The sequence below is a fragment of the Amphritea atlantica genome, from assembly GCF_018860855.1.
Lineage (GTDB): Bacteria > Pseudomonadota > Gammaproteobacteria > Pseudomonadales > Balneatricaceae > Amphritea > Amphritea atlantica_A.
Genome location: NZ_JAHKQE010000020.1, coordinates 144521 through 168496 on the forward strand (window position 1 = coordinate 144521; position 23976 = coordinate 168496).

Below are 23976 nucleotides of genomic sequence, written 5' to 3' on the forward strand. Positions count from 1 at the left end.
CCCCTGATTCAGATAGAGGCGGCTAGATTGCTGCGCGTGAACAAAGGCTGTCAATACAATCAAGCAGAGGATAATTGAGCGATAAACGTTATACGCTTATGATGAGAAAGTTTCTTTTTACAGACGCGTTAATCGTAGGCATCAACACCGAGCAAATGACAAGAGAGCCTACTAAAACTAATACCAAGAATTTTGATAGGCATGAGAGGTTCTCCTTATTGGCTCACAGCTTTCGAGCATAGCGGCTTAATGACAAGGAAAACCATTTCATTAACCCCCTGAATTCGGGGAGTAAGACAGCTGAGAATAACCACTCATTGTTATTGAAAACGAGGATACAGCGGTGTTGTTCGACCGCTACTCGGCCGAACAACAACCCATCAATGACAACTTCTTATTCAGAAGCTGCGATCAGGCTAGCATTACCGCCAGCTGCCGTAGTATCGATACACAGATGCCGTTCAAGCGAGAAACGATCCGCCGCATGACGTTCAGTAATCAACGGAATAATCACCCCTTCACGCGAAGCCAAAGCCACTCGATAAGCTTGTAGCAGTGTCAAATCTGCACCACTCGCAACGGCGGCAAAGCCTGTTACATCGGCCAACGCATCGGGCTGTAACAATCCATTAATCGCTTTAATTGGCAAACCACTATCGATTGCCACTTGGCACTCGGCCACCGCTTTTGGCGCTACGACAACCACAGCATTGCCTTGTGATAAGGCCAATACAGCATGACTCATCGCGGTTGCCAAATCAGGCCCTAAGCAGAGGACAACACCTCGCGCATGGGTCGACAGAACATTCAGTTCACCGGTCGGCCCAGGCATAACCTCGGCCTCATGTTGCAACGCTGCAAAATCGACATCCTGACCATTGAACAGCGTTTGAAGCCGATCAAGCCGGTCATTATTAGCGGCCCACTGGCTATTATCCAGACTATCGATCGCCTGTTGCAATGAAGCGCTACCGACTATCGCAGTCAAATCAGATGTAACTGGCGTCACAGATTCGGTCCGCATAAAGCGTTTCACATATTGCGGACCACCAGCCTTAGGACCGGTACCCGATAAGCCTTCGCCGCCAAATGGCTGAGACCCAACAACGGCTCCGATCTGGTTGCGGTTAACGTATAGATTACCCGCTTTAATACGGTTGCAGATCTGATTGACTCGATTATCAACCCGAGTATGCAGGCCAAAGGTCAGACCGTAACCCGTCGCATTGATGCTATCAACAACCTGATCAAGACAATCAGCATCGAAAGTGACCACATGCAGAACAGGACCAAAAATCTCCTCCTCCAGTTCAGCAATACTTTCTATTTTAATCACCGTCGGCGCGACAAACAGACCTTGCTCTGGAACCGCCAGTGACTTCAGCACTTTGCCTTTAGCTGCATACTTAGCACAGTGTGCTTCGATCTTAGCTTTAGCCGTCTGATCGATCACGGGACCAACATCAGTACTCAACAACGCTGGATTACCGACACGTAACTCATCCATCGCACCAAACAACATTTCCAGTAAGTTATCGGCAATATCTTTCTGCAGATAAAGCACCCGCAATGCAGAACAACGCTGACCTGCACTCTGAAAAGAAGATGCAAGAACGTCCCGTACCACCTGTTCTGGCAACGCAGTAGAGTCGACGATCATCGCATTCATACCGCCGGTCTCAGCCACTAACGGCGCGTCAGGCGCCATATTTTCTGCCATGACTCGGTTAATCCGCTGCGCGGTCAATGTTGAACCGGTAAAGCAGACTCCGGCAATTCGGCTATCCGATGTTAATGGTGCGCCAACAGCCACCCCACTACCTGGCAGCAATTGAATCACATCCGCAGGAATCCCCGCTTGATGCATCAATGCAACGGTACGCGCAGCAATCAACGGCGTTTGATCAGCCGGCTTTGCCAATACCGCATTTCCAGCAGCCAGCGCCGCTAATACTTGACCAGAGAAAATAGCCATAGGGAAGTTCCACGGCGAGATACAGGTAATCACGCCACGTGCTTCGCCTTCCGCTGCATTTCGTTCAGCTTCATTGGCATAGAAGCGGGCAAAATCAACCGCTTCACGCAGTTCGCCAACAGCATCCAGCAAGGTCTTACCCGCTTCACGGGTCACCAAAGTAAAGAGCTCTGCAGCATTTTGCTCTAGTAGATCAGCAAACTGACGCAGACACGCGGCCCGTTCAGTGGAGGCTTTTTGTGACCAACGACCAAAACCTTCCTGAGCCGCCACGATCGCCGTTTCAATATCCCCCGCCGCGCTGTTAATAACCTGCCCAACACAATCATCCGGAATCGCTGGATTGTGAATAGCGACCGTTTCATGGCTCACAGAACTACCCGCAATCATCGGTGCCGCGTGCCATTGGGCTGTTTTAAACTCGGCTTGCTGGGCTTCAAGCTCAGCAATCTGCACCGGATCGGTAAGATCCCAACCACGAGCATTTTTACGTTTATCACCAAACAGCGCCTCAGGACGCGCAATTGCAGCACTACTAATGTTATCGCCCATCGCCTCAATAGCGGCAAATGGGTCCCGAGCGATCTCTTCCGGTTTAATACGGGTATCAACGATCTGATTAACGAAGGAGCTATTAGCGCCATTTTCTAACAAACGACGCACCAGATAAGCCAGCAGATCTCGGTGAGCACCGACAGGTGCATAGATACGACAGCGCGTACCCTGAGCTTGCAGAACCGTATCGTGCAGCGATTCGCCCATGCCATGCAGTCGCTGGAACTCAAACTTTTTGTTATCCAAGTGACGCGCCAAATGCAGTATCCCTGACACGGAATGAGCATTATGAGTGGCAAACTGAGGATAGATACGATCGGTCATCCCCAACAGTTTTTCGGCACAACACAGATAAGACACATCGGAGTTCACTTTACGGGTATAGACGGGGAAACCATCCAATCCCATCTCTTGCGCGCGTTTAATCTCCGCATCCCAATAAGCGCCCTTAACCAAGCGAACCATAATTTTACGATCTAGGCGCGTCGCCAAAGCATATAACCATTCCAGTACGAATGAAGTCCGTGGGCCAAACGCTTGTACAACAATACCGAAACCATCCCAGTCGGCTAATGATTCATCAGCGAGTACCGCTTCAATCACATCGAGAGAAAGATCGAGACGATCCTGTTCTTCAGCATCGATATTGAAACCCATATTGGCCTGCTTAGCCTGCTGCGCCAATGTTTTAGTTCGCTCAACGAGTTCGGTCATCACTCGATCTTTCTGGGCAAACTCATAACGAGCATGTAACGCAGAAAGTTTTACCGAGATACCCGGATTCATACGGATATCCGAATGGATACAAGCGGGTGTTAACTTACCAATAGCAACGCTATAAGCTTGATGATAGCGCAGCGCATCGGCATCGGTACGCGCCGCTTCACCCAGCATATCGTATGAGTAAGAATACCCCTGCTTCTCGAGTTTACGGGCCCGCTTAGTCGCCTCTTCAATCGTCCGTCCTAAGACAAACTGACGTCCCAGCTCTTTCATCGCTTGGCCTACGGCGGTACGTACCAAGGGTTCACCAAGGCGTTTAACCATGCCACGAACCGTTTGTGTAACACCTTTATCTTCGCTTGGCGCAATCAGTTTACCGGTCAGTAATAATGCCCAGGTAGAGGAGTTGACTAAGGATGACTTCGATTTACCCAAGTGCTCTCCCCAATTACCTGAGGCCACTTTATCTTCAATCAAAGCATCAATGGTTAACGCATCAGGCACCCGCAGCAAGGCTTCAGCCAAGCACATCAGGGCAACACCTTCTTTCGTGGTTAAACCGTATTCGCCAAGAAACTTTTCCATCATTGAAGGTGAGCTATCCTGACGAACACTGGTTACCAGTTGTGCTGCATTTGTAGAGATTTGCTGACGATCTTCAATCGTCATGCGGGCATTACTCATCAGTTCACGGATGATCTGACTTTCATTAGCCAGATAATGCTCTCGAATTTTTATCCGTAACTGGTCGGTTGTATTGGTCATAATCTCACCTTCAATCGTTATTCCGTTTAACAGCCAACATAAACGGCTTTTGTTTTATCTATTGTAACCACAACCAAAAAGTCAGTTTCACTATTTAATCAACATAATTAGATATAAATTCTTTATTTTAAATAAAAAACAACCATTATTTAAAACATATACAATAAATACAATTCAATAAGACTATTCATACCCTATCGAATAGACACAAAAAAGCCTCGATAACGAGGCTTTATAAACAGTATAGAGCTAGATTCCACCCGAAGGCGGACTATCTTGTCACATCGGCTTACTCACACGACAAGATAGACGCTGAATCAGTTTTTCAATTCTACCAACACCTTTTCAAAACGCTCTTCGATGGCACGCACCGGTGGCGCAGTAAACAGAGTAGCGGCAATAACAGCAATAAAAGCAAACGCCACACCCGGAATAATCTCATAAACGTCAAACCAACCGCCGGTCAGCTGTTTCCAAACCACAACCGTCACGCCTCCGACAATGATTCCCGCTAATGCACCCGCTTTATTCATCCGCTTCCAGTACAAAGACATAATAAGCGCAGGTCCGAAGGCCGCGCCAAAACCGGCCCACGCATAAGATACCAAGCCCAATACTTTAGAATCTTTATCCAGAGCAAGATAAGTCGCGATCAAAGCAATCACAACCACGGCAATACGACCGACCTGTACCAACTGCTCTTGACTCGCTTCTTTATTAAATAGCGCCTTATAAAAATCTTCAGCCAGTGCTGACGAAGAGACCAATAGTTGAGAATCCGCAGTACTCATCACCGCCGCCAGAATCGCAGCCAACAGAATACCCGCAACCGCAGGATGAAACAGGGTATTAACCATGACCATAAAGACCGTTTCGTTATCACCTAAGCCTTCAGGCAGATAACCGATAGCCGCCAGACCGATCAGACAAGCGCCGGACATAGAGATACCTGTCCAAACAACCGCAATACGGCGCGCAGCCGGAACGGAGTCTTTACTCTTAATACCTTTGAAGCGCGCCAATATATGTGGCTGACCGAAATACCCGAGTCCCCAACCGACTAATGATAATGTGCCAATCAATGTGATCGCGGTACCATCTTTATTGGTGAACATATTGAGCAATTCGGGATTCTTCGCATTAACCGCCGCTAACGTCGCATCCATACCGCCGAGTTCGCCAATAGCCACTAAAGGCACCATCACCAGCGCACCGACCATCAGTAGTCCCTGCACAACATCGGTCCAAGAAACCGCCAGAAAACCACCGAACAGGGTATAAGAGATAACCGCAATAGCGCCCAGAAGAACCGCGAGGGTGTAATCGAAACCAAACACGGTTTCAAATAGTTTACCGCCCGCCACTAAACCCGAGCTGGTATAGAATAGGAAAAAGACCAAAACAAAAAAGGCTGATACAACGCGCAGGGTATGACTATTGTCATGAAAGCGTTTTTCAAAATAGGCAGGTATCGTTAATGCATCACCCGCTTGTTGCGAATAAACTCGCAGACGTTCAGCCACTAGCAACCAGTTCAACCAGGTACCCGCCAGCAATCCACCCGCCAACCAAAAAGAACCATAACCGGCAACCATCGCATAACCGGGCAATCCCATGAGTAACCAACCACTCATATCCGATGCACCCGCACTGAGTGCACTAGGAATCGGTCCTAAATTACGTCCACCCAGAACGTAATCAGATAGATCTTGAGTTCGGCGATAAGCCACGATACCAATCGCTAACATCAACACCAAATAGATCATAAAAGTAATCGTAATGACCATTCAATCAACCTCATCATTATTATATTTACCGCGGATCTCCGTCGGCATTTTTTATAGCTGGCCGCTCTTCTGCCGTTAACCCTAAAGCCACAAACCAGCTCAATTAGCCCTATTTACTGAAAAAATAGGCATAAAGAACTGGACCGGGTAAAGGCCAGATGAACGGGCAAGCTTACAGAACAACGACTAGACTTTTTACCTTTTTTATAAGCCATTAAGTTAAATTATGGCTATATTTGAATATTATTAACATGAATACGTACTTATATTCACTTTATGAAGCGAATATGACTCTAACCAAATAAAAAAAGCGACTCAGGAAAAATCCCGAATCGCTCTTAAAACAAAGGTTCTTGCAATCAATTTAACCGCTGCCTTATCGCTCTGCCGAACGATTGAGCTGCACTTAACTCAGCTCAAGTAAAACACTCAGCGCCACCGAGAAGATTGAAGAGTCAATCACCTTCGTATTCTGAATATCTCTCAGCGTATGATGCCAACGTTTTAACTGTATCGCTTTGTCTTCCTCCCAACGCTCCAACCGCTGTTTAACATCGGTATTCGCTTCACCGGACTGCAGCACTTTAAGCGTCAATGCGCGGTGCTGATTATCCAACTCGATCCGATAGCTATTTTTCGCCAGTGCTTGCCAATGGTTAACAGCACTAAATTGACGAATCTGCTTATCCAACCAAATCAGATTTAGGCTCGTACCCACACCAAAGTAGGTAATCGCCACCTGTTCGACATCTTCATTGGTTTCACGCGCTACATCAATCACATCCAACAGCCAATAGATGTTTTCGCTAGCCGCACAAAAGGCTGACAGTTGTCCCGAGATACCGGCAGCAGTATAACGATCATACTTCTCTTGCAATCGATCGGCAGGAATGACCTTATGGATCTGCTCGTCGGAGATCACCACTTGATCAATCGCCGGTTTATAGACGTCAAGGCAGTGCTGCATATCCAGCCCATCACGATGATGCCTCAGCAACCACTGCGTACCTCGAGCCAGCAGTTGAATCAGATCTTTCATCATCGCTACCTGCAGCTCAGCCGGCACCTGATTATCAAGCGATTCAATCTGCTGCCATTGCGCCTCGATATTGAAGACTTCACGGGCCACCATATAAGCAGAAGCAATATCAGCATAGCTCGCACCGATGGCCGAACTGAGATTATTAACAAAGGTAATCCCCATCCGGTTAATCAGATCATTGGCGATCTGAGTCGCAGTAATCTCACGATGCAGACGGTGATTATGCAGCGCCTCAGGGAACTCTTTCAGTAATCGAGCCGGGAAAGCCGTTTCCATCTCTTTAGAGAAGCCCTTATTCTCGGTTAACCAAGAGTTTATCAGCGCTTGCTTCAGCTCGATTCGCGCATAGCAGATCAGCACCGACAGCTCTGGACGGGTTAAGCCCTTACCATGTTCACGTCGGTGCAGTAGTTGCTTCTCAGTCGGCAAAAACTCGAGTTCAGGGTTTAGTTTACCTTCACGTTCAAGGCTCTTAATTAAGCGAATGTAATCATCCAACGATTCCTGTGACACCGTTTCGGCAATATTCAGTGCCTGCGCTTGACGATAGTTATTCTTCAGTACCAGTTCGGACACATCATCGGTCATCTCCCGCAACAGCTTATTACGCTGTTTCATGGTCATGTCGCCTTGGCTGACCAATTCGTTCAGCAGGATTTTGATATTAACCTCATGGTCGGAACAGTCGACACCACCAGCATTATCGATAAAGTCGGTATTCGATGCGCCACCATTGAGAGCAAATTCAATCCGGCCTAACTGGGTAAAGCCTAGATTACCCCCCTCACCAAGCACTTTACATCTCAGCTCATTACCATTCACACGTAGATTATCATTCGCTTTATCGCCGACATCCGCATGAGTTTCCTGTGATGCTTTAACGTATGTACCAATACCACCATTCCAAAGCATATCCACCGGCGCTTTCAACAAAGCATGGATCAGATCGTTTGGCGCTAGACGATTCTCCGTAATAGCAAACCGTGCTTTCATCTGCGGGGTAATTTCGATCCATTTAGCGGAACGATTAAAAACACCGCCCCCCTCACTAATTAGCTTAGTGTTGTAATCGCTCCAACTGGAACGGGGCAGTGCAAACATCCGCTTACGCTCTGCAAAAGAACTGGCCTGATCAGGTTCAGGATCGATAAAGATATGCATATGGTTAAACGCCGCCACCAGACTAATCGTCTCGGACAGTAACATCCCATTACCAAAGACATCGCCCGCCATATCGCCGATACCGATAACGGTAAAGGCTTCCTGCTGAGTATTGATGCCCTGCTCACGGAAATGGCGTTTAACCGATTCCCATGCACCTCGCGCGGTGATCCCCATTCCTTTGTGGTCGTACCCTTGGCTACCACCGGAGGCAAACGCATCACCCAACCAGAAACCATACTCGTCAGAAATAGAGTTTGCGATATCAGAGAAGGTCGCGGTACCTTTATCGGCAGCAACCACCAGATAAGGATCATCTTCATCATGACGCACCACCGCTTCAGGATGAACGACCTCGCCTGCCACCAGGTTATCGGTGATATCGAGAAGTGCGCGAATATAGGTTTTGTAACACTCAATACCTTCGGCCTGAATCACCTCCCGATCCGTGGTATCGGGCATCCGCTTACAGATAAAGCAGCCTTTGGCGCCCATCGGCACAATCACCGAGTTTTTCACCTGTTGAGCCTTAACCAAGCCCAATACTTCGGTACGATAATCTTCCATTCGGTCGGACCAGCGTAAACCACCACGCGCCACTTTACCGACCCGAAGATGAACACCCTCAACCCTAGGAGAATAGATAAACACTTCAAATTTAGGTTTCGGCTGAGGAATATCAGGAATCGATTGCGAATCGATTTTGAATGAAAAATAGGGTTTATCAACGCCATCTTTTTGCTGATAGAAGTTGGTCCGCAGAGTGGCCTTAATCATCACCATAAAGCGGCGTAAAATCTTATCATCATCCAGACTGTTAACCGCTTCTAGCGCATTAAGAATGCTCTGCTCAATCGCTTCTTCTAAGCCGGTATCTTGCTTACCCGGCTGAAAACGACAGCGGAAGAGATCAACCAGTTGGCGACTAATCACAACATTACGCACCAACACATCGGCGAGGAATGGCTGTGAGAAACCGAAACGTAGTTGTTTAATATAACGGCCATAGGCACGCAACATGGCGACCTCACGCCAGTTAAGCCCACCGGCAATCACCAGTCGGTTAAACTCGTCGCTATCCGCCTGACCATCCCAAACTTTAGCAAAGGCTTCTTGCAGAATCGTTTTGACTTTATCCAGTTCGACAACCGTCTGACGATCATAGCTAACACGAAAATCACTGATCCAAAACTGTTTGCTATCCCGGTCGGTGACGACATAGGGGTGTTCACTCATCACTTTCAAACCGAGGTTTTCCAGCAGAGGAATCACATCGGACAACACTAAGGGATTTTCAACACTGAACAGCTTAAACTTCAAAATACCATCGGACTCTTCAAACGAACGATAGAAGCTCATCGCGATATCTGCAGGCGATTTTAGATAAGAGATATGCTGCAGATCATAAACCCCATTACCGGTTGAGAAGTTCTCTTTATACGCCGAACTGAAGCCACCATTAAAACGGTTAACAAAGCGGCTGCCCTTCTCTTCGCCATAGGTTTCGATCAGGCTGACATTTAAATCATCGTCCCAAGAGCGAGAAATTTCCAAAATCTTCGCTTCGATGGTATCAAGATCTACCTCTTCCTGTTGATCGGGATCACCGTAGATAACAAAATGGGTCCGTGACAAAACCGATTCGGAAATCTGAGAGTTCGCCTCATAGTCCCGTCCATGTAAACCCTTGTACAACAAATTCAATACTGAGGTACGCAATTTAGTGGTGTAGAGGTCACGGGGAATATAATAGAGGCAAGAGTAAAAACGCTTACTCGCATCTTGACGGACAAACAGGCAGGCACGGCGACGCTCCTGCATATTAAAGATACCAATACTGGTTTGCTTAAGGTCGCTGGTTTGCGCCAAAATCAACTCTTCACGCGGCATATCGGTAAGTATCTGCACCAGCGCTTTATGGCTATGTCCACCGGGTTCAAAACCACACTCAGACAGAATACTGATAAGCTTTAAGCGAACAACCGGAATCCGTAACGGGTTCGTCAGGAATACGGTTGAAGTATAGAGTCCGTAAATTCGGCACTCGCCACAGACCTTACCTTGGTCATCGAACCGTTTAATAATAATGAGATCGCGATAAACCGAACGATGCACGGTGGAACGCACCACATCTTTACTGAACATCACCAATTGATCGGCTAATACGAACTGCTGCTCTAGCTGACTTAACTCTTTGCTTTGTTGCGAATGGCGCTGTGTACCAAGTTGTGAACCATCTACGGTATCAACAAAAACCTTACCGGCATCCTGACGAATAACCGCCTCTTCATACCCTTGGAAGATAAAGTTCTCATCTAGCAACCAGTCTAGCAGTTTGCGCGTCTCTTTAATCTCAGGACTATTGGCATCGCGAAGGCGTAACTCCTCTTTCAGATCCTGAGCTTTCTCTTTAATCGGGGCAAAGTCATCGACAACCGCTTTAACATCCGCCAGCACTTTTAATAAACCATCACGCAGCTCATTGAGCGTTTCCGGTGAGGAGTGCCGTTCGATCTCCAGATAGATCAGCGATTCAACCTGAGAGTTCTCATCCCTTTCACGGGCGGGCTTTAAGCTTTTCAGTTTGTGGGCTTTAGTACGTTCGCAAGCCAACACACAGTTATTGATCGTTAATATGCCCAGTTCTCGACGGTTAAGTTCCATACGCACAGAATCAACCAAAAAGGGGACATCAACATTGTGAATCTGAATCACCGTATGGTTGGAGTGCCAACCATGCTGTTCATAATCGGGGTTAAACACGCGAACATCTGGCGCAGGGGCTTTGTAGTCCTGCATCAATTGCCAGTATGATAGCGACGCCGAATACAGATATTCCAACGATCGGCTCTGCAGCTCTTCGGGTGCCGCGACACTGAGAAATTTTTGGGTAAATAGCTGCATCGACGGTTGTAAACTCTTGCTCACCTGAGCACAGAGCTTTTCGCTGAGCAGATCAATAATCTGAGATTTGGTCAGACCCACTAAATCATGCATGTTGTATAGACTCCAGATAGCTCTCGCTACGTCCGATAATAACCGGATTGTTATTATTCCCTGTATCGGCACAAATAACGGCCATGAGACAGAGCGGTTGTGCTGATACCCACGATAATGTTATCCCGACAATAACAGGATAGTCCTAAAAACCGATAGGTATTAGTTAAGGATAAAGTATAGGAAAAGAACAGGAGTCTTTTTCACTGTATTTTTGTTTTTTATAGCCGTATCCTTCTGTTAATGATGTTTTACATAAACGAACAACCAGAACAATAAAATATTATGGATAAACTGGATAAATTAGATATGGCTATTCTGCGTGAACTGCAGAAAAATGCCCGCATTACCGTCACCGAACTCGCTGCACGCGTCGGCCTGTCGAAAACTCCCTGTCAAATCCGCATGAAACGCTTGGAAGAACAGGGCTATATCCTCGGTTACATCGCACTGGTTGATCAGAAAAAACTAGGCACCAAGCATGTCGCCTTTGTTCAGGTAAAACTCAGCGATACCAAAACCAAAGCATTACGGGCCTTTAACGAAGCCGTCAGAGAGATTCCAGAAATTGAGCAGTGCCATATGGTCGCAGCTAACTTCGACTATCTGCTCAAGGTGAGAACCACCGGTATGGAGTCCTACCGAGAGGTACTTGGGGAGAAAATATCCTCGCTGCCCTATGTGACCCAAACCAGCACCTTTGTGGTCATGGAAGATGTCAAAGATATTGAGTCTAAACTCCTCTGATCAGCACTTTTGATCACTCTAAATTGTTATATCAAAGAACCTTAACCTGAGTACAGACTGTGAACCGAACCTCACTTCTACTGGCATTAGCGGTTGTACTCATGTGGTCGACCGTCGCGACCGCCTTTAAACTAACACTCGCGCTCATCAGCCCACTACAGATGCTCTGGATTGCAGTAGCAACCTCTTTTGTGATCCTACTGATCGCCACGATCCTGCAGCAAAAATTGCGTCTAGCCTATCAGTACCTACGCCAATCAGGTGGTTATTTTCTGCTATTGGCATTACTCAATCCCACCCTGTATTACTTAATCCTATTCGCCGCCTATGATCGATTACCAGCGCAACAAGCCCAGGCGCTGAACTACACTTGGGCGGTGGTGCTAAGCATCATGGCGGTGCCTTTCCTAGGGCAAACCTTTACGCTAAAAAAATTCATTAGCATCATTTTGGCATACAGCGGCGTGATAGTGATCGCCACACAGGGCAACCTGCTATCGTTGGATTTTAAAAACCCTCTCGGCGTTATCCTAGGCGTCGGCAGCTCTCTTTTCTTTGCCAGTTATTGGATTCTCAATACCCGCAACCCACGCGACGCGGTCGTTTCACTGCTACTCTGCTTTGGCCTGAGCTTGCCAATGCTCAGTGTGTTAATGCTAATTCAGGGCGAGGTCACCGCTCTGCCCTGGCAGGCGGTTGCTGGCGGCATCTATATCGGTACCTTTGAGATGGGCTTTGCCTTCTTATTATGGATGCAGGCCATGCGAATGACCGATAACACCGCTCAGTTGAGTAACCTTGTGTACCTATCACCGCCTCTGTCGTTGATCTTGCTATCCACCCTTGCAGATGAACCGGTGATGTTCTCGACCATCATAGGGCTGGTACTCATTATCAGCGGTGTCCTTATTCAGCAACTCAAAGGTAAACCCTCATCGGCCGCTGACTAAGCGATTAACGCATTAATCAGCTCTTCGGTTTGTTCGCGCTTAGCGGTATCGGTTATCTGATCAAGGCCAAATAGATAGTTTAAAGCGTTACGTGCATCACGACTAAGATCTTTAATCGTGACGTTATGATGATAATGTCTGACCTCCTCAAACAGACTGTTCAGACTTCTATCCCCACGTAATTGGGCCGCAAAATGGTTAGCCCCACCGAGGTGTTCTACCAGCCCTTCGACTAATGCTTCGCCGTTGGTATCGGAGGTGAAATAACCTACGATCGCACCAATGAGCCCGACAATTAATGCGGCCACAAACAGTACTGCCGCCGCCGGTGGTACCACCGCCGTACCAGCCGACATCCAGAGCATAAACCCGAACAAGCTCAAAAGACCACTGGCGAGCCCAATGCCAGCAACCGTCATCCCTGCATAGTCCCGGGTACGATGCTCCTCAGCCATCATCGCACTACTGGATGCAATCGCGGCTAATGAACCAAAAAAACCTAATGTTCGGCCAACAGCCGCCGTCCCAAGCCTACCTTGACTGACAAATTTAAAACGCTGTAACGCCTGTATCAAGGACGAGGCAAAGCCCGTGAATTGGGCAGCCGTATCACCCCATAAACGAATCCGAGTGATCATACTATCGGTCGTCGTGGTAGCAGCTGTGACAAAGGCATTAAGAAAGAGTATGCCGGTGATCAGCGACATAAACACGCCCCAGCCGGGGCTGCTCATAACATTAGAATTAACAACCCTTTCACTCCACCCTTTAACCCCGATAACCTCAGCAGGGTCGGTGGAGCTCATACGGCGGATAAACTCGTTTCTATCAGGACCACTCAAACCAATTAATTTAGCGGTCACGCGCACGCTCAGGTTCCGTATTATCAGCCCTGTGTTGTGGTTTTCCGACGCTATCTGAATTATTTTTGCCATTGATGCTTCCAGCACCCCCATCAACAAGGAGGGCGGCCCTGGCAAGTTACCGGCAATAGTAGGAACAAGGCTGATTTTTGCCGCCACCGTGCCTAAGCAGGATGAAGACGCAAAGCTGCGCCATTCACCTCTATCGATCATCTCTAATGCGGGTTGTAAACGCTCCGTGATAAACGTCACCGCATGACTACTGGTCAGCACCACTCGATAACAGGCACCCAGTTTGCTGTAAACGCCCTGCATAAAGCGGCTGGTGATCATGTCATCACTCTGGCATGCCTGAGCTAGCAGTTCATACAATCGACTATCGCCTTCGAGCATCTGGTATAGGCTGTCAGAGTCCCGGCGAATAGCCCCTTGCAGTGAACGCGCTCTCGTCGTCGGTTCACGTCCCAAGGTTCGGTCGGCATAGTCCTTGAGTGAATTCAATTTCCGCTGAAGCGTGTCAATGTTGCTCTGCTGCGTACTTGAATACCCCGATACGGGGTTCACTTCAGCAATATCAACAAACTCAATTAATAATCCAAGTGAGCCTAGTTCTTGCTGATAGGGTTGCAAAATACGCCCTAAGGCCTGCTGATTAGCCGCAATTCGCTCGGCTTTAGCGAGCGCATTATCGACTTCGGTCAATAAGGAACTACTTAACTGCTGCATGTTCGCCGACACCAATGCGGTGCGGTTGAGTGCGACTTCCTGTTCCAGTGCTTCGGTGCGAGGCAGTATCAGCCGATAATTACGTCCAACAGGTAAACGCCATCGATGATAACGGGGTGTGCCGGCATCCGCATCACCATTCATCACCGCCCTGAGTGCCGCGGTTTGATCCTCTACTGAAGTGGCGTCACCACCAACATAACGCCGATAAAGGTATTCACGCACAAAACCATTAGGACCGTTATGCCAATTGAGAATACGGCTAAACAAGCTTCTCCGTTCCAGCTTGAGCGCCTCGGCTAAGGTGCCAATAGTCGGATTAGGATGAGTTTCGCTATACGTACTCAGTTCAACGCGTACCAGCGGGTAATCAAAATTTGCTATACGGTATAAAAAAACACCCGCCATCCGAGTCCGCTCATTACGATCCGCATGACGAACGTCTTCTATCTGCTGGTTATAGATTTCAGAATAATTAACCGCATCACTCACACAGGCGAACTCCTCGCTTATATCCGTTCCTGGGCTGCTGACGTCACAAACTTGATCACACATAGCTTTGCTCCCTAGCCGCTGGCTAATGCCACAGACTGTTACTTTTTTATCTACGCAGATGTTTATCTAGGCTAATCGACGGGCTGATACAGCAACTTTCAGCAATAGGTTTAGTCTGGAGTATCATCCTCATCGGCTGGATCGGGTTGAGTATTAAACTGTTCATCCACCGGCGGCATCGGTACTGTCTCGGGGTCTGGCCAAGCAGCCTGTCGTTGTTGGTTCTGCTGTAACTGTTCGGCATTCAACCCAGGCATCTCTCGCAGCATTCTCATCGTTGAGATTAAACTGCTAAAACCTTGCTGACTCTGCCGACTATTGTTACTCAGGCTGACAGACCCAACCCTGCCTAACCCACCGGCAATTGGATTCTGTAGATCAAAGGTTTCCCCTGCGGGTGCATTCTGCTGCTGAGATATGCGCCGTAGTAGCGATTCAATTTGCTGACCACCATTACTCATTTCAGACTCCTTAGGCGTTTATACGCCTACCGTAATCAGATTACCGGCATCAATAAACGATCCAGCAACCGGTTTGGTCGAGGCCACAATCGCCGAATCTTTCGCGCTTCGAGGAGAAACCGTAAACTCGATACCCATTTTTTCCAGCAACTCTTTGGCTTCCCCTAGCGGAATACCCGAAAGCAGTGGCACCACCTGCATATTGTCGATTTCTAGCGGAGCAGGCACCGGCCTAAAGGTCAATTTCAGCTTACTCGCTCCCTCGATCTTAAAGTCATACTGGTTCTGATAACTTGCATCGACGGTTGTGCCTTTTATCTCGGTTTTCACCTTTCGGTCGCTGCCAATAGACTGCTGCACCGTCAACGCCATACTGATTTCAGCTTCCGCTTCGGGAATAACATACCAAGTAGGGCGATAGCCGATCCGACGCATCTCTTTGAGCAACTCATCATCAAGGCTATAAATCTGCTTTAGGTTTTCGATGGTTTTTGCGTCGATCGCGTATTGCGCCTGCGCCACACCGATTCCCATCTCCGCGATCATATCGCCTAGAGGCGTCGCCAATACTTTTGTAAAAGGATTCTCTGCCATAACGCTCTCCTTGAGACTCAGACACCGATAATCAGGATGATCTGAGTATCAGGTTGTAATGGGGTGTTCGCTTTAGGGTGCTGACTCATAATCTGTCCCGCCGAGAAAGGGTCTTTTTCAGACAGTTGCTGCTCATACCAAAATACCTGATCTTGTAGTTCACCCAGTTTGCGCTCCGCTAATTGACGAGTGTAACCACTGACATTCGGCATCTTGGCAGCGCTATCAACCGTTTCTACAGTCTCCTCTTTCTCGGCAAGATCGATATCAAAACGAACATTACCAAAACAGTTTGATGGGATACGGGCGAGATCATCGGCGGTTTCAAACAGCATCAGATCGGTTTGATTGGCAGCCGCCACCACTTTCAGATCAACACTGGCTTTACTGATGCGATACCCGCCCTGCTTCGCCAATTTAGTACTGGCGCGCGAGATCGCATCTGAAGTCGAAAAGATAAGATCTTCACTCTTAACCGTTTTCGATTTAATCGGCACAACGCCACTGCCCTTCTTAATCAATCCTTCCAACTCACCGATACGATTATCTTTCAGTGTTAACTGATTCTGAAGCTCCGTCACCCGTCGTTTTTCTATGTTTAACACTTCTAGCGTAGGCCGTTTATTTAACTCACTCTCAAGTTTTTTACGCTGCTGCTCTTTCAACTCGAGCTGTTGAGATATTTCTCTCAGTTGGCCACTGCCCCGTTCTAACAATTTGATCCGATCTTCCTGCTGCTTCAGTTGCGACTTTAGCTGCGTTACCTGAGCTTTCTCAGCATTGAGCATCTGCAGTGTTGGCCTTGCCTTTAATTCACTTTCTAACGTTTTACGAGTCTGCTCCTGACGCCGCAATTGCAAAGTCAGATCTTTTGTCGTTTCGCCAAGCTTGAGGTTTTCGGTTTCTAATAACTTGAACTTTTTAGTCTCAGCCACTGAACTGATCGCAGTCTTATTGATGCTGCCCGTAGGAATGCTATACAGAACCGTTGATGCCAAGGTCAATACCGGTTCATGGCTCAGTTTTATTGTGCCGAAATCCATGGTTTTTTGGCTATAGGTTTTAGGTGTATTACTGGCATTCACCCATTCGCTATTCAACTTCACTTTGAGTAAAACCCGCGGTAAAAAGCCGCTAAAACGGCTACCGCACACCATACTCAATGCGCCATTGGAGGCACTTTTACCGGAGGCAACCGCCGTCAGCCCACCGTTCACGGTATAGAAAAATAGTTGGGCATCCGTATTAGCCAACGGTTTGTTATTACTATCACGTAATGTGGCTTTAATATTGGTAGCCATAATCTATCGTCCTTGTTCAAAGCGATACAGTAACGTCTGAGATTGCCCGAACAGATCGGCCGTCAGAGCAATCACCTGCCCTTCCGCTTCTTGGTTTGAGATGACTAAACCTGCTTCAGCATGGCCATTTTCATCCAATACCAGCGCGGCGCGTTCCAATCGGGTTGATGCCTTAAGAGCGCCCTTGCCCATCTTTTCGGACAGCTCTCGATCAATATTCAACTCCACCACCGCGCCCTTAAGCGAAGTGTCTGTTGATGTCTGGGCAAACACCTTCACCTCAGCCTTACGGGTTGATGCTTGTTCGACACTGAGACTCAATTGAATCTGCGGCACCGTTGCATCCAGAGGCGCAGCCACCATGACACCTTTAATAATACTGGTGGCTGAACTGCTACTCTGCTGTGAGGTTTTAACCGGTAAAAACTGTAGGCGGGCTTTTTTTTGGCTAGCTAAACTGCGACCCGCACTCACCGGCACCGTATCAGAGGCCGTCATCTGCAACTTCAACTCAAACTCCATCCGAGGGATGTGATAAACCATACTTTGCTGACCCATAGCGTTCATCACCGGATACTGATTCAACCGACTTTGGGCTTTGCTCAGACCATCCGCCAGATTAATTAAAAAGTCATCCAGGTTTTGCCCTTTAGCTACGTCATCCATTCAAATATCTCCTGGTACCGATCAACTAAAAAAAAGCTTTTTTTCCTGCTTGGCCATCGCTCTTCGCGCCGCTAAACGCTCTACCTGTCGATCACGAGCAATGTCAGCCAAGCGCTGCTCCCGTTTAGCCTCTGATTTTGCCAGCTGTTCAGCTAACATATCCTGCTGTCGCTTTGCCGCTATACGGGCATCTGAGTTGGCATTTTCTCGGGCTTGTAACTGTCGCTCCCGCTGCGCTTGCCAATCTTGCTGCTCCTGGCGTTGTAATAAACAAGCTTGCTCTAAGCGCTGCCTTTTTTGACCATCCGCTTCATAAGCCTGAATCAATGCTTGCCGGCGTTTTAACGCTTGCGTCAAAATACGCTGATGCCGCTGATAGCCTTGTTCCCACTGCCGTTGCACCTCCTTCAATCGACGTTGAGCATTGTCCTGCAGCGCTTTACGTTTCTGCTGTTCAAGCTGGGCAAAACGTTGTTGCATCTGTAATGCCTGACGCTTCTTTTGCTTAAGTTTTTCCAGCCGCGCCAGCTCCGCCTCTTTTAGCCCTCGGTCAAGACGCAAACGCGTGAGCGATCGCTGATTGATCTGCTGCCTAACCCGACTACGGTACGATTCTCGCCGCTGCGCCTGTTGCTTATCTGCCAGACGGGATTGAGCCGAATGCTGCGGCATCGAAAAGCGCTGTTCATTCCAATCAGGGGCGACCGTATGCCCCGTGAGTTCATCCAACTGTTGAGCCAGCACTTGTTGCCGATTGACCAGTTCCTTTAACTCATCCGGCACATCCCCCATCTCCAACAGCTGCGTCAGCGGTCGCTGCGCAGTATCAGGCGCGGTCTTCAAAGCAGAAATGCCAGCCTCAGTGCTACGAACCGATGAATCTAGTGGGTTAGACTCAGTCCTAGGTTCTACACCGCTATCCAGTGCCGTCCAATCAAGATATTCACTCGACATCAGCGTCCCTCGCACGGTTCCTTGTCTCTGCTGCAGCGATCAATCAACACCGATCACTCAGCAACCTTGTTTCTCTCCACGATTGCGCGAATACGTTCCTCCAACACCGCCGGAGCCGGTGTCGGCAAAATCTTAGTGCGCATTAAGCTCGAACCTTCGGCACTGTAGTTAAATTTATTCGCATAACGGGCGCTAACGGAGGTCGTCCTTGCCCTCGCCATACCCATCCCGAGAAACCCACCGGCCATCGCACTGATCGTTTTGGTTGATGATTTACGTTCAAACTCTGAACTCTGTGTGAAGCTGATTGACACCTTTATCTCAATCAATGACTCCGTAAACTGATAGAACGTGGGTGTAAAACCCAGTTCTAACAGGGACATCTCTTCACCATCAAACTTAACCAGTGATTTTTTAGTCACCGTGGTGACTTCACCCGTAATCGGATCGATTTCTGGCACCTCATATTCCCCGCCCATCATCTGGGCGAGCCGGAGGCTGGTTTCATCCATGGCATACTGGGCTTCCGCGATCGCAAGCCCCATACTGGTAATCATCTCCCCAAAGGGCACATCACTCAGTTCACGTCCAATACTTGGTCTGGCCATTGTTATTCTCCTTCAGCTGGCGCGATTACGCTTCTGTCTCATCCTCAGTATCGAACAAATCCCTGACTCGCTCTTCAAAAATAGCAGGCGGTGGAATCGGTACGAGATTACAACGCAATAAACTCGCACCCTCGGCGCTATAGCTATATTTGCTGGCGTATGTGGCATCCACGGTGGTGGCTTGAAGCTTGCTACTACCACCGAAAAAACCGCCAAACGCGGGTTTACTACGCTTGGTTCCCGTGGTTTTAGTATTGCGTGTATAAGAACTTTCTCTGGTTATCTTGATGGCAATTTTGACTTCTATAATATTGTTAGTGAACTGATAAAAAGTCGGTGAAAAACCTAGCTCCAACATACTGACTTTCTGCGCCTTACCCTCGGCATCCGTACCAAAATAGACGCGCGAATCCTCAGAGCCGGTAACCGTACCCGCCTCATCGAGAATAGGAACGCGTCCACCCATCATCTGGGCCACTCTGATACTGGCTTCATCCAATTCGTACTGCGCATCGGCAATGGCGAACGCCATCTCTCTGATCATCTCCCCCATGGGGACATTGAGTAGTTCCTGACCAATCGACATAGTTAACTCCTTGCTAACCGTTAGCGGTGATTAAATAAACGTTATTCCGTCTCTGTAGACTGAGCGGCCTGCTGCCTACTGGCGATCCAGTTTTGAAACGCATTGGGAGGCGGAATTGATGAGATCCGTGCCGTAATCGAGCTACTGGCCTCGGATGAAAAACTGTATTTATTACTAAATTCAGCGCTGACCGTCGCCGCGAACATGACAAAATAGACGGCTCCGCCCACGGTTGCAGAGGTACCAAACTTAGTTTCAGTGGTGGTTGATGTAGACAATGACACCCGAATATCAATCGTCGCCTCATTGAAGTGATAAAACACCGGCGCAAATCCCAGCGAGATAAGCGACACTCGTTCACCATCTCCGATATCAACCCCGTGCTCTTCAGCATCGCCCAATTGCATCGCCATCTGAATTGAATTGTCATCGAGGGCTCGTTGAGCCGACGCAATCGCAGTACCCAACTGAGTTAGCAACCCTGGCAGGGGTGACTTCTCTAATGAGGCCATCACTTTGCTATTCGACATCGCTTTATCCTCTGTTAGCCTGGATCGACGGGGTCAACGGGATCCACGGGTGCCGGATCGGGATCGGCTGGCACTGGATCAACGGGATCAACTGGCTCTGGCGTCACGGCAGGGCCATCAGGGGCGGAAATGGTGCCGCCACCGGAGGCCGCATGATTACGGATAGCGTCCAGAAATGCCTGTGGTGGGGGAATCGATTTCATGGTGGTTTTAATCCGCGACACCGCTTCCATATCGAACTCATATTTATGGTGCAGATCAAAGGAGATCGTGCCTGCAAAAGCCACCGGCAGACCGGCACTTTCAGTACTGCCTAAGCCTGCTTCAACCCCAAAGTCGATACCGGACTCCACTCGTACAGAGATCGTCACCTTAAATTCCATCTCGGTTTCTTTAAAGTGGTAAAACTGCGGAATAAAACCCAATTCAAGCAGGCTTCGCTCCCGAGACGTCCCGTCTACATCATTAAAACTAATCCGCGTTTCACTCAGCATCGTCGCCGCACGCACCGAAGTGGAATCGAGCTCATATTGTGCAGCGGCAATCGCCTTCGCGGTATTTTCAATTAACTTAGGGATGGGGACATCCATTAACGCTTGTCCCGGTGTCATCCCGGCTACCTGATTATCAAAATTCATCTCCCTGACCTCGCTGAATTAACCTGACACAATTAACTGTTGTGATAGCTGAAACGACCCCATCTGTTTCTGCTCTTTTAACAACTGATTTTTGGTTGCTTTGGAATACTTCAGAATGCGTGTGAAGGCTTTGGTATAGCGCGACTTATCCTGCACCCTGCTCTGCTGATATTCGGATACCGCTTCACGCGCCTGCAGATGCTGATCTAACTTGACCAACAAGCAGATCCGGCGAAACTTTAATACCGCTAGATCATTTTCCACCGCCACAGAAACCGGTAGCGTCTGGCTCTCATACTCGGCGATGGCCCGCTCACAATAATCTAACGCGGCCTCCTCTTCGCCCGCTTGCTCCAGACACTCAAACACCAGTTCCGATATATACCGCTGTAACATCAAGGGAAATTGCTGAGCCATCCCCGCCTGTAATAATTTTTGTAACGTTAATAAAGCGGCCTCATACTTTTGTTGCCGTAATTGTTTGCCAACATCCTGGAGTACAACCTCCAGCTTTATTTTCGGGATCGTTGTTTTATTCATGGGTATTTCTCATTAATCGGCAGTGAACATCAAACTGATGAGCTTCATACTGAATCCACAACCCTTGATGAAGATTGGCATCCGCCTTGACAGACCAACCCTCCGTTGTTTCAACAAAGCTAACTGAACGCCCCATAATCGCGGTACACAGTTTTTCTAACCGCGCACACTGCACCGGCGCATCGGTAATATTTTCAAACGTGAGATTAAAACGAATACCCCCAATCCACTCAGCCGTGACGGCACAACCCTGTGCCACCAAGGCATTCATAATGGGCTCGTAATCAGCTATCGATGCAGAACGTTTTAAGATGATGGGAAGGCTTGTAAAAAGACGGGGATGAAGGTGTAGCGGGATACCCAGTTGTGACGACAGAATCGTCGAGATCGCCTGTTGCTGCTGAGCCGAGTCAGGCACCGATTTAAGCAACAGATCAAAACGATAATAATCCTGATTGTGAATCACCAATGGCAGGTGCAATTCATTCGCTTTTTGCCATAAAGACTGAGCTTTTTGAACCGTTAAATCGGTCAATTGCCAACACTGCGACTGCTCTGGCTGAGCACCGACTTGCTGTAAGCCGAATTCTCGATAATAAGCAATAAGACTCCTATCACCACCAGGCGCGTAAGCCACCACTGTATATTTCGCGCTATCACTGCAAGACTTCATCAGTTCGATACCCGGCTTACTAAAGCGCTCAATCAGTTCATTCGCCACCGGCTCAGACAGATTTCCTAAAATAATAGCGGGGGTTTTACTCAAACAACTCAGCAGCTCTTCGCTACTTTGGCCGGTAAATAGGGCAAGATCGGTGATAAATGAGGTGATATGGGTGAAATCGGAGATATAAACGGCTAATTCAAAACGTTCAAGCGGGGATAAACATTGTTCACTTTGCGGTAATAGATCACAGGGGAGATCTGCTTCTTTGAGCACACTCACCATCTCTTCCGCGCTGTGAATATCTAACTTAGCTTGCAATATAGACGGCGCCGTCAAAATGCGTCGAATACAATCTTGGCGGCTTAACCCCAAGCGCTGATGAAAGCGCCCGATTGACAGAACATCGGCATTGCCGACCCCCAAAACCCTTACCTGGTAACTTTGCTGATGCACGATATAGCCACTCTTAAAAAAGTGATTTTTTAGCTATAACCGGTTTTTTACAAACTTACGGATCCGGGACAGCCACGGCCGATGCTTTTGCACCCCATCTTCATGACGGTTAAAAAAAGCTTAGGACAGAATCTGAAAGAATCAAACATAAGTTTGAAAATAAAATGGGGATTAAAAAATCAATAATATCTAGCGCAAAAAAAAACCGTTCAACAGAACGGTTTTTTATAACAGAGGAACAAGCAGAGATTAAGCGTGAACTTTTGCTTCCATATAGCGGGCATGGTCAGCTGCAACACGACAACCATAAACACCGACTTCACCTTTCCATCGCATCCACGTGATAAAACCGCTGACGGCTTCAAACATTGAGCGGATCACAGACGTTGTCTCGCTACCACACTCATCGTAATAACCCATCGCTTGTAATTCACTTGCGATACGACGGTCATCACACTCTATTCCGGTAAACACCGATTGTTTCATTGGCGGGTCTCCTAACGGGTCACTATTTAGACATAAGTATAATACATATTTTGTGCAGCGCACAATAAAACTGTCTATTTAATAAACACCAAGCCAACGCTTCGATCAATAAATACCCACATCAAGGCCCGCAGCCATCGTCATGCCTAAATCTTCGCACTGTTGTAAAAATGTCTCATCCCAGTCGCCTCGACAGACCAACGGTGGCTGAATCCAGCGCCAACGCAAACCGGTACAAATGGTCTCCACCGCACGGCAAGTCCCCGTACCATCATGCCCTGCCCGCACATAGAGAGCACAGGGCAATCCCTGTTTCAGCGCTAACACCGGATAATAACAACGATCAAAAAAGTCTTTCAAAGCACCACTCATATAACCCAAGTTTTCAGTGGTGCCGAGAATAATAGCATCACAACCGAAGAGATCTTCTGGAGTGGCTTGCAAAGGCTCAACCCAACGACATTGCACCGCATCAATATCGGGATGATTGGCCCCGCGCAAAATGGCCTCAGCCATCCGGCGGGTATTCTGGGAAGGAGCATGGGCAACTAGCAGTAACTGTTTTATTGACATACTGTTTAACATCTCACTGTGACTATACATCCGCTATTGAGCAACGTAATCTTAGCCTTTCTGCCGATATGGA

At 48.1% G+C, this 23976-nt stretch carries 19 protein-coding genes; 2 read left to right on the top strand and 17 right to left on the bottom strand.

What is annotated here, in order from left to right; all coding sequences use genetic code 11:
- Window positions 1-394: 394 nt before the first annotated feature.
- From putA to KO512_RS08865, 3 genes are all read right to left on the bottom strand, one after another.
- Window positions 395-4018: a bifunctional proline dehydrogenase/L-glutamate gamma-semialdehyde dehydrogenase PutA gene (gene putA / locus KO512_RS08855; protein ID WP_215951970.1), complete on the bottom strand. Its 3624-nt coding sequence runs from the start codon at window positions 4016-4018 to the stop codon at window positions 395-397.
- 317 nt (window positions 4019-4335) lie between these two features.
- Complete coding sequence (gene putP / locus KO512_RS08860; protein WP_215951971.1) at window positions 4336-5805, bottom strand: sodium/proline symporter PutP; 1470 nt, start codon at window positions 5803-5805, stop codon at window positions 4336-4338.
- Between the two features lie 406 nt (window positions 5806-6211).
- Window positions 6212-11005 (bottom strand): NAD-glutamate dehydrogenase, encoded by a 4794-nt coding sequence (locus KO512_RS08865; RefSeq protein WP_215951972.1) that lies wholly within the window; start codon window positions 11003-11005, stop codon window positions 6212-6214.
- Window positions 11006-11290: 285 nt separating this feature from the next.
- Between KO512_RS08865 and KO512_RS08870 the strand changes: the two genes are divergently transcribed.
- Both KO512_RS08870 and KO512_RS08875 read left to right on the top strand, forming a co-directional pair.
- Window positions 11291-11752 (top strand): Lrp/AsnC family transcriptional regulator, encoded by a 462-nt coding sequence (locus KO512_RS08870; protein WP_215951973.1) that lies wholly within the window; start codon window positions 11291-11293, stop codon window positions 11750-11752.
- A 59-nt stretch (window positions 11753-11811) separates the two neighbouring features.
- Window positions 11812-12702, top strand: a complete 891-nt coding sequence (locus KO512_RS08875) for a DMT family transporter (RefSeq protein ID WP_215951974.1) — start codon at window positions 11812-11814, stop codon at window positions 12700-12702.
- Here KO512_RS08875 and KO512_RS08880 read toward each other — a convergent pair.
- From KO512_RS08880 to KO512_RS08945, 14 genes are all read right to left on the bottom strand, one after another.
- On the bottom strand, window positions 12699-14846 hold the full coding sequence (locus KO512_RS08880) for a hypothetical protein (RefSeq protein WP_215951975.1): 2148 nt from the start codon (window positions 14844-14846) through the stop codon (window positions 12699-12701). The two genes, KO512_RS08875 and KO512_RS08880, sit on opposite strands and share 4 nt — an antisense overlap.
- A 110-nt stretch (window positions 14847-14956) precedes the next feature.
- The gene (locus KO512_RS08885) at window positions 14957-15307 is read right to left on the bottom strand and encodes a hypothetical protein (protein WP_215951976.1); all 351 of its coding nucleotides are present in this window, start codon (window positions 15305-15307) and stop codon (window positions 14957-14959) included.
- A gap of 18 nt (window positions 15308-15325) precedes the next feature.
- A complete protein-coding gene (locus tag KO512_RS08890) occupies window positions 15326-15901 on the bottom strand; it encodes a PASTA domain-containing protein (protein ID WP_215951977.1) in 576 nt (191 codons plus the stop codon).
- A gap of 17 nt (window positions 15902-15918) precedes the next feature.
- On the bottom strand, window positions 15919-17202 hold the full coding sequence (locus KO512_RS08895; RefSeq protein WP_215951978.1) for a PASTA domain-containing protein: 1284 nt from the start codon (window positions 17200-17202) through the stop codon (window positions 15919-15921).
- Window positions 17203-17205: 3 nt separating this feature from the next.
- Window positions 17206-17868, bottom strand: a complete 663-nt coding sequence (locus KO512_RS08900) for a hypothetical protein (protein ID WP_215951979.1) — start codon at window positions 17866-17868, stop codon at window positions 17206-17208.
- Window positions 17869-17889: 21 nt separating this feature from the next.
- Window positions 17890-18822 carry a hypothetical protein gene (locus KO512_RS08905; RefSeq protein ID WP_215951980.1) on the bottom strand — a complete coding sequence of 311 codons (933 nt, stop codon included), beginning with the start codon at window positions 18820-18822 and terminating at the stop codon, window positions 17890-17892.
- Between the two features lie 53 nt (window positions 18823-18875).
- Window positions 18876-19430: a hypothetical protein gene (locus KO512_RS08910; protein WP_215951981.1), complete on the bottom strand. Its 555-nt coding sequence runs from the start codon at window positions 19428-19430 to the stop codon at window positions 18876-18878.
- A 25-nt stretch (window positions 19431-19455) separates the two neighbouring features.
- The gene (locus KO512_RS08915; RefSeq protein WP_215951982.1) at window positions 19456-20016 is read right to left on the bottom strand and encodes a hypothetical protein; all 561 of its coding nucleotides are present in this window, start codon (window positions 20014-20016) and stop codon (window positions 19456-19458) included.
- Window positions 20017-20057: 41 nt separating this feature from the next.
- Complete coding sequence (locus tag KO512_RS08920) at window positions 20058-20546, bottom strand: hypothetical protein (RefSeq protein ID WP_215951983.1); 489 nt, start codon at window positions 20544-20546, stop codon at window positions 20058-20060.
- A 14-nt stretch (window positions 20547-20560) separates the two neighbouring features.
- Window positions 20561-21184, bottom strand: coding sequence for a hypothetical protein (locus tag KO512_RS08925; RefSeq protein WP_215951984.1), 624 nt, complete (start codon window positions 21182-21184; stop codon window positions 20561-20563).
- Window positions 21185-21202: 18 nt separating this feature from the next.
- Window positions 21203-21724, bottom strand: a complete 522-nt coding sequence (locus KO512_RS08930) for a hypothetical protein (protein ID WP_215951985.1) — start codon at window positions 21722-21724, stop codon at window positions 21203-21205.
- Window positions 21717-22844, bottom strand: a complete 1128-nt coding sequence (locus KO512_RS08935) for a hypothetical protein (RefSeq protein ID WP_215951986.1) — start codon at window positions 22842-22844, stop codon at window positions 21717-21719. Before KO512_RS08935 ends, KO512_RS08930 begins: the two co-directional genes overlap by 8 nt.
- Before the next feature lie 249 nt (window positions 22845-23093).
- Entirely contained in the window at window positions 23094-23330 is a 237-nt protein-coding gene (locus KO512_RS08940) for a hypothetical protein (protein ID WP_215951987.1), read from the bottom strand.
- 105 nt (window positions 23331-23435) lie between these two features.
- Window positions 23436-23897 (bottom strand): flavodoxin family protein, encoded by a 462-nt coding sequence (locus tag KO512_RS08945; RefSeq protein ID WP_436792276.1) that lies wholly within the window; start codon window positions 23895-23897, stop codon window positions 23436-23438.
- Window positions 23898-23976: the final 79 nt, after the last annotated feature.